This window comes from Spirillospora sp. NPDC047418 (assembly GCF_040643275.1).
GTDB lineage: Bacteria > Actinomycetota > Actinomycetes > Streptosporangiales > Streptosporangiaceae > Spirillospora.
This window is the reverse complement of sequence record NZ_JBEYTW010000110.1, coordinates 21,533-29,169: the sequence shown is the minus strand read 5'-3', so window position 1 is coordinate 29,169 and position 7,637 is coordinate 21,533. Positions and strand designations below refer to the sequence as shown.

The 7,637-nt window shown below is 72.7% G+C and carries 7 protein-coding genes; 2 read left to right on the top strand and 5 right to left on the bottom strand.

What is annotated here, in order from left to right; genetic code table 11:
* Positions 1-83: 83 nt before the first annotated feature.
* Complete coding sequence (locus ABZ806_RS39150; protein WP_500223557.1) at positions 84-1,256, bottom strand: YncE family protein; 1,173 nt, start codon at positions 1,254-1,256, stop codon at positions 84-86.
* Complete coding sequence (locus ABZ806_RS39145; RefSeq protein WP_500223555.1) at positions 1,253-1,804, bottom strand: SigE family RNA polymerase sigma factor; 552 nt, start codon at positions 1,802-1,804, stop codon at positions 1,253-1,255. The genes ABZ806_RS39150 and ABZ806_RS39145 overlap by 4 nt, the downstream gene beginning before the upstream one ends.
* A 342-nt stretch (positions 1,805-2,146) precedes the next feature.
* Here ABZ806_RS39145 and ABZ806_RS39140 point away from each other — a divergent pair, with 342 nt between their 5' ends.
* A complete protein-coding gene (locus ABZ806_RS39140; RefSeq protein ID WP_500223553.1) occupies positions 2,147-3,421 on the top strand; it encodes a PucR-like N-terminal domain-containing protein in 1,275 nt (424 codons plus the stop codon).
* 107 nt (positions 3,422-3,528) lie between these two features.
* Positions 3,529-4,077 (top strand): NUDIX domain-containing protein, encoded by a 549-nt coding sequence (locus tag ABZ806_RS39135; RefSeq protein WP_500223551.1) that lies wholly within the window; start codon positions 3,529-3,531, stop codon positions 4,075-4,077.
* On the opposite strand, the gene ABZ806_RS39130 is transcribed toward ABZ806_RS39135, so the two are convergent.
* From ABZ806_RS39130 to ABZ806_RS39120, 3 genes are read right to left on the bottom strand one after another with little or no spacing between them, the layout of a single operon-like run.
* Positions 4,058-5,857: a DUF4153 domain-containing protein gene (locus tag ABZ806_RS39130; RefSeq protein WP_500223549.1), complete on the bottom strand. Its 1,800-nt coding sequence runs from the start codon at positions 5,855-5,857 to the stop codon at positions 4,058-4,060. The two genes, ABZ806_RS39135 and ABZ806_RS39130, sit on opposite strands and share 20 nt — an antisense overlap.
* Positions 5,854-6,903: a HAMP domain-containing sensor histidine kinase gene (locus ABZ806_RS39125; protein WP_500223547.1), complete on the bottom strand. Its 1,050-nt coding sequence runs from the start codon at positions 6,901-6,903 to the stop codon at positions 5,854-5,856. The genes ABZ806_RS39130 and ABZ806_RS39125 overlap by 4 nt, the downstream gene beginning before the upstream one ends.
* Positions 6,900-7,613 carry a response regulator transcription factor gene (locus tag ABZ806_RS39120; RefSeq protein WP_500223546.1) on the bottom strand — a complete coding sequence of 238 codons (714 nt, stop codon included), beginning with the start codon at positions 7,611-7,613 and terminating at the stop codon, positions 6,900-6,902. The genes ABZ806_RS39125 and ABZ806_RS39120 overlap by 4 nt, the downstream gene beginning before the upstream one ends.
* Positions 7,614-7,637 lie beyond the last annotated feature (24 nt).

Genomic DNA, 7,637 nt, shown 5'->3' with positions numbered 1-7,637 from the left:
ACCGCTGTTGTGTGGGGGGTTTTTTTTTTTAGGGCGCCAAAAAAAAAAACCCCCCCGCCGCAGGTCAACGGATCCGGGGGCGGTTAGCGGTGGGTGAAGAGCGGGGTCCAGGAGCCGGCCCGGTCGGAGCGCTGGTAGCCGGTGAGGGGGGTGATCTTTCCCTTCAGGGTGACGAGCAGGAGCCGGTTGCGGAACTCGCCCTTGCCCTCGCACTTCTTCACGTCGCAGCCCATGGCGAACAGCCTGCCGTTGTCGGCCCATGCCAGGGCCTGCTGGATCGGGAGGACCGCGGCCTTCCGTCCGCTGTCCACATTGGTGACGGTGACGGCGGGGCCGGGAATCGGCCCGAACTCCGGCAGCAGGGTGCCGTCCGGGGACAGGCCGGCCTCTTCCTGGTCCCCGGCTTCGTACGGGGGCGCGGGCCGCCGCCGGCCGTCGAGGTCGTAGAAGATCTTGGTCGGGAGGGTGGCGGTCGGCGCCCAGATCAGCTTCCCGTCGCGGCTCCAGCCGAGGTCCTGCCGGCTGTTCCCGTTGTCGGACGACCCCGGCAGGGCGTGGAACGCGCCGGGTTCGGCCGTGCTGTCGACGATGTAGTACCCCGTCCTCGGCGGCTGTTCCGCCCCGTCCGGCGCGTCGGGATTCGAGGCGTAGGACGTCAGCAGCAGCCGGCGGCCGTCCGGCGACCAGGCGAGTCCGCCGACGGGCTTGCCGACCTTGATCCAGCGCGTGACCTCCTGCGTCTTCATGTCCAGCACCCCGACCTTGGACGTGGGGAGCGGCCCCCGCAGGACGGCCGCGCGCTGCATGCCGGGTGCGACGCTGAGGTAGGCCCAATCCGTCTTCTCGTACTTGCCCGCCGACGGGTTGTAGAGGTGCCAGGTGCGGCGGACGGTGCCCACGTCGGTGCCCATGTCGGCGCCCATCGGGGTGTTGCTCGTGTAGTAGGCGGCCACGGCCATGTGCCCGGCCGCGACGAGGTGGCGGGGGAACGCGCTGCCCAGGTCTGTACGCAGCGTCGTCTCCGACGACAGGGACACGGGTTCGAACGCGACCTCCGGCCGCGCCGTGCCGCCGGAGGCGAACAGCGCCACGGCGGTCGCCCCGGCCAGGAGCGCGCTCGTCCCGCCGACCAGCGCGATCTTGAATGAGCGGCGCCGGGTGCGTCCGCGCAGCGCGCGGTCGGCGAGGCCGGCCGGGACCCGCGCCTCCTCGGCCCACTCGTCCAGCGTGCTCTTGACGATCGTTTCGGGCTTCATTGCCGAGCCTCCTCGGGCTTCCGGTCGTTCGGTTCGGGGGCCGGTTCGGGGGCCGGCTGGGGGGCCAGCTCGGGGGCCAGCTCGCGCAGCCGCGCGAGGGAGCGGTGCGTCGTGCTGCGCACCGTGCCGACGCCGCAGCCGAGGATCCGGGCGACCTCCGCCTCGGGCAGGTCCTCGAAGAACCGCAGCACCAGCACCGCCCGCTGCCGGGACGTGAGGCGGGCCAGGGCCCCGCGCACGGTCAGCTTGAGGTCGACCGCCGCCGTGGCGTCGTGCGCGGCCTTCTCGGGCGGCGCGGCGACCCGCGTCTCGAGCCGCCGCCGCGTCCGCCGCCAGGTGCTGACCTGCTGGCGGTACAGGGTGCGCCGGACGTACGGCTCGGGGTCGTCGATGCCCGGCCAGTGCTTGGCCGCCTTGGCGAGCGCGGCCTGCAGCAGGTCCTCGGCCGCGTGCTGGTCGCCTCCGGCGAGCAGGTACGCCAGGCGCATCAGCGCGGCCGACCTCGTCTCCACGAACTCACGGAAATGTCGCTCTTCCGCGGCATCCATCGTCACCTCCGAATTGCTGTCCCCCTTCAGACGCTCCCGACCTCTTCCTGCTATGCCTGATACAGGACGCTTTCTGCGGCGCCTCCGACAACGGTGTTCGCGCGGTGGCGTTCGGTGACGGCGGCGTTCGGTGAGTCATTTCGGACGCTCCGTGACGTCCGGCGGAAGTTCCCGGAGGTGAGGTGTTCTTGCCATCGACCCGGCCGAAGCTGGTCGAAAGTCGACCTAGACTTTGCGCCCAGGGTCGCCACGGGTCATGATTTGCCTCACACAGGTCCCATAAGTAAGTAATTACCCCTTGTGTACGGCGCGCAACGCTGGGGGACGAACAGGGGAGGTTCCGTGGCGAACGAGGGTTCGACCACCACCGGGCGCCCGTGGGTGGATCTGCCGAGGGAACTGGCAGATCACATGCGGCCACACCTCGACGAGGTGGCGGACGACATGATCCAGGAGATCCAGACGCGCGTCAGGGAGTACGACCGGCCCGGAGACGGCTCCTATTCGGGGACCCTGCGCCTCGCCGTCGAGCGCGTCCTCCACTACTTCGTCGACCGGGTCGCCGACCCGGCGCACGATCCCGCCCCGGTGACCGACTTCTTCCGCGCCATCGGCCGCGGCGAGGCCGGCGAGGGCCGCAGCCTCGACGCGATGCAGACCGCGATGCGGGTCGGCGGCATGGTCGCGTGGCGCCGGATGACCGAGGGCGCCGAGGTGCTCCAGGTGTCGCCGCGCACGCTCGGCGCCGTCGGCGAGGTCCTGATGGAGTTCCAGGACGACCTGGCGCACGCCGCCGCCGAAGGGTTCTCGCAGGCGAAGGCCGCCGTCGCGGGCGAGATGCAGCGCCGCCGCAAGCGCCTGCTGGACCTGCTGTTCGCCGACCCGCCCGCCGCGCAGGAGGCCATCGCCGACCTCGCCGCCGCCGCGCACTGGCCCATCCCGCGGACGATCGCCGCGGTCGCGCTCGGCCGGCACCAGGACGCCAGGCAGCCCGCGTTCCCGCCGGACGTGCTCGCCGACCTGACCCGCCGCACCCCCAGCCTGATCATCCCCGACCCGGACGGCCCCGGCCGCGCCAAGCTCGTCGACCGGGCCCTGGCGGGCACCCTCGCCGTCGTCGGCCCGACCGTCCCGCTGATGGAGGCGGCGCGGTCCATCCAGTGGGCGCGCAAGACGCTGTCGCTCGTCCAGCGCGGCGTGATCGAGGCGGACAGCGGGGTGATCCGCAGCGTGGAGCACATGTCCACGCTGATCCTCTTCCAGGACGAGGGGCTCATCACCTCCCTCGCCGACCTGCGCCTGGCCCCGCTCGCGCACCTGCGGCCGAGCCAGCAGGACCGGCTCGCCGAGACGCTGCTGGCCTGGCTCCAGTCGGGACGCAACGCCAACGAGGTCGCGATGCGGCTGCACGTCCACCCGCAGACCGTCCGGTACCGGCTGCGCCAGCTGGAGGAGCTGTTCGGCGACCAGTTGCTCGACCCGGACCTGCGCTTCGACCTGGAGATCGTGCTGCGCGCCCGCGCGCTGCTGGCCGACAACGCGGGCGAGCGGATCATCCCGCCGGCCCGGGAGGCGGTCGGCGACTCCGGCGAGGTCGTCAGCATCCGCCGCACCTGACCCCGCGCGCGGGCCGCACCGCCCGGCGAGCCGGACGGTGCGGCAGGATGTCTTCCGGCCGACCGGAAGAGCAGTTCGACCCCAGGGGCAGGGAGCGTGAGCCTGACATGACCGAGGAGCCCGCCGTCCGCCAGGTCGGCACGCGGATCGTCTACGAGAACCCGTGGATGGTCGTCCGGGAGGACGAGGTCGAGCGGCTGGACGGCTCGCGCGGCATCTACGGCGTCGTCGACAAACCCGATTTCGTGCTGGTCGTCCCGCTGGAGGGCGACGGGTTCCATCTCGTCGAGGAGTACCGGTACCCGATCGGCAGGCGCACCTGGAGCTTCCCGCAGGGCTCGCTGCCCGGCCGCCAGGAAGCCGACCCCGAAGAGCTGGCCCGTCTCGAACTCGCCGAGGAGACGGGCCTGCACGCCGGGACGCTGACGCATCTCGGCCGCCTGAACTGCGCGCACGGGACGAGCGGGCAGGGCTTCAACATCTTCGTCGCGTCCGACCTGGAGGTCGGTGAGGTCGACCGGGAGCACGAGGAGCAGGACATGCGGGATCAGTGGTTCTCCCGCGACGAGTTCAAGGCGCTGATCCGGGAGGGCCGCATCACCGACGACTCGACCATCGCCGCCTACGCGCTGCTCATCATGGACGAGACAGGCTGAAGCAGTCCGCCGACTCGGCGATGGGCCGCCGCTCAAGGGCCTTCCGCGCGCGAGCCCGCGCGAGGTTGGCGCTCATCGCCGGCTCGTTCTCCGTCAGCTTGAAGGCGATCTGGCGCAGCGCGCACGTCCGCATCGGCTCGGGGAGCCGGTCCAGGGCGGGCACGGCGTCGGCGGACAGGCCCCGCAGGTACGGGACGTCGATCTTGCCGGTGTCCTTGTACCGGGCGACGTTGTGCTCGGCGATGAACCCGTCCGGGTTGAGCAGCGCCAGCGCGATCATCGCGGCCGCGCCGCTCGCCGCGACCGCGCGCGGCAGCCACGGGACGCGCCCCTTGACCACCCCGGCGACGGCGACGAGGACCACGACGAGGCCGAGCCACAGCTCGAACGCGTGTACCCACAGGCGCAGCCTCGTCCAGCCGAACGTCTGCTCGTACAGGTAGAGGCGCCGCAGCGCGACCGCGACGACGACGAGCGTCAGCGCGCACAGCAGCCCCAGCAGCACGCGGACGGTCGCACGGTCGCCCCCGTTCCCGGACGGCGCGTACCGCTTGGCGACCGCGACGACCAGCAGCACCAGCACGGTCACGACGACGAGCTGGAAGAACCCCTGCCGCGCGTACTCGGCGTACGTCAGCCCGGTCGAGCGCAGCAGTTCGTCCTTGTCGTCGGCCAGGAACACCCCGGCCTGGATCGCGCAGAACACCAGGAAGAGCAGGTCGAGCGCCGCGATCGGCACCGCCCACGACCAGCGTCCGGCGGGCCTGCCGGGCTCCGGGGCCAGCATGCGGAGCGGCGGCGGCGCCTGCCCGAGGTACGCGGCGGCGGACGCCAGCACCAGCGTCGCGGCGCCTGTGAACCCGTACACGAACACCGACAGCGCCGACACCTCGGGGACGAGCCCGGCGGCGATGCTGCCGAACGCCGCGTCCGCCCCGACGAACAGCGCGCCGAACACCGCGAGCAGCCCGCCCGCGATCAGGGCCGTCCGGATCGCCGGCCACCAGTTGCTCTTCTCGGACGTCACCGCCCCGTACGCGCCGCGCCCCGCCCACGGCAGCATGGCGCCCGCCGCCGGCACGACCGCGAGCCCGCCGAACAGGACCTCCGGCCACGACCGTCCACCGGACGCCGCGTACGAGCCGAGCGCGACGGCCAGCAGCAGCGCCGGGACGACGACCCACTCCGCCTCCCGGAACGCGGCGATCGCCGACAGCCCCACGGTGAGCACCCCGAACAAGACCGCGGTCCGGTTGACCCGCCCCGTCCGCCTCTTGGCGGCCTCCCGCTCTTTGACGGCGGGCCGCTTCCCGGCGGCGTCCTGCTCTTTGGCGGCGTCCCGCTTCCCGGCGGCGTCCTGCTCTTTGGCGGCGTCCCGCTTCCCGGCGGCGTCCTGCTCTTTGGCGGCGTCCCGCTTCCCGGCGGAGGGCCGGACGAGCCGTCCCGCCGACCACGCCGACGCCGCCGCCACGTACGCGACGGCCACGGCGGCGATCACGACACCGACCCCGAGCAGCCCCTCCCGGAACTGCGGCCCGACCGCGACGGCCCCGATCACCCCGGCGACCAGCACACCGGCCACGAGCGCCGGCGACATGGGCCGCGCGGGCCGCTTCCACGCCTTCAGCGCCTTCTCGAACTTCGTCGGCTGGTAGACGAACTGCGGCGGCGGAGGCCCGTACCCGGCCCGGGCCCCGTAGGGCACCGCCCCGCGCACCGCCGGAGAGGCCCAGCCCCCCGGCGGGGCGGGTTCGGGCGGGTTCGTGGGTGGGGTCGTCATGCGGGTTCTCCGATGTTCGGGGGGATCACGACGCGGATGCGGCAGCCGATCGGGGTGTCCAGGACGGTGATGTCGCCGCCGTGCAGGTCGGTGGCCCAGCTCGCGATGGCGAGGCCGAGCCCGGTGCCGCCGCCGGGCGTCCCCGGACCGGACACCGAGCCGCGGGAGAAGCGCTCGAAGACGCGGGCGCGCTCTTCGGGTGGAATGCCGGGTCCCTCATCGGTCACTTCGATGACCAGGCCGCCCGGCTGGTTCACGGGACGCGCGGTGACGGTGACGGGACGGCCGTCCGGCCCGTGCCGCGCCGCGTTGTCGAGCAGGTTCGCGACGATCTGGTGCAGCCGGTCGCGGTCGGCGACGGCGTGCAGGCCGAGCGTGACATCGGTTTCGAACACGGCCTCCGGGTGGCTGGCGCGGGCCTCGGACGTGACGTCGTCCACGAACTCGGCGACGTCGATGTCGGACCGGTTCAGCACCGACGCCCCGGCCTCGACCCGCGACAGGTCGAGGAGCTGGGTGACGAGCCGCCCGAGCCGCTCGGTCTGGTCGAGCGCCGTTTCAAGGACGTCCGGCGTCGCGGGCGTGACCCCGTCCGCGACGTTCTCCAGGACGGCCCGCAGCGCGCTGATCGGCGTGCGCAGCTCGTGCGACACGTTGGCGACGAACTCGCGGCGCTGCCGCTCGACCTCGGCGAGGTCGGCGGCCATCCGGTTGAACGCCTGCGCCAGCTCGCCGACCTCGTCCCGCGACGTGGCCCGCACCCGGCGGCTGTAGTCGCCGCGCGCCATGGCCCGCGCCGCCGCCGTCATCTCCCGCAGCGGCGCGGTCATCCCGTGCGCGAGCAGCTGTATCACGACCACCGAGATCAGCACGCCGACCGGCATCGTCTGCCGCGCCCGGAACCCCATCGGATAGCCCCACAGGACGATCAGGACGGCGACGCACGCGGTCACGACGACCACCACGCCGAACTTCACCTTGATCGACCGTAGCGGGTCGAGCGGCCGGGGCAGCCTTGTCCACAACCTGTGGATAACTGTGGTCACGACACGACCTCCAGGCTGTAACCCACCCCGTGGACCGTCCGGATCAGCCCCTGTCCGAGTTTCCTGCGCAACGCCTTCACGTGGCTGTCCACGACACGGGTTCCGGAGGCGTCCGCCCAGTCCCACACCTGCTCCAGCAGGACGGCGCGGGTGAGCACCGCCCCCCGGTTCCGCAGCAGGCAGGTCAGCAGGTCGAACTCGGTCGGGGTCAGGTGGACCTCGCGTCCGTCCCGGCGGACGCGCCGGGCCCGCTCGTCGACCTCCAACTCGCCGACCCGGACCGCCGAGCCGCCCGCAGCGCCGCCCGCCGCGTCGTGTGCCGCGTCCAGTGCGGGCCGCTCGACGCGCCGCAGCACCGCCCGGATGCGCGCGACCAGCTCGCGCATGCTGAACGGCTTGGTCACGTAGTCGTCGGCGCCGACACCGAGCCCCACCAGCAGGTCGGTCTCGTCGTCCCGCGCCGTCAGCATCAGCACGGGCACGGGACGCTCCGCCTGGACGCGTCGGCACACTTCCAGCCCGTCGAACCCGGGCAGCATCACGTCCAGCACGATGAGGTGCGGCTCGAAGGCACGCGCACGCTCCACGGCGGACGGCCCGTCCCCGGCCACCTCGACGGCGAACCCTTCGGCCTCCAGCCGGTCCGCCACGGCCCGTGCGATCGTCGGCTCGTCCTCGACGACCAGGACCCGAGTCTCGTTCCCAGTCACGTCCCAGACTTTAGGAGTCCGCTA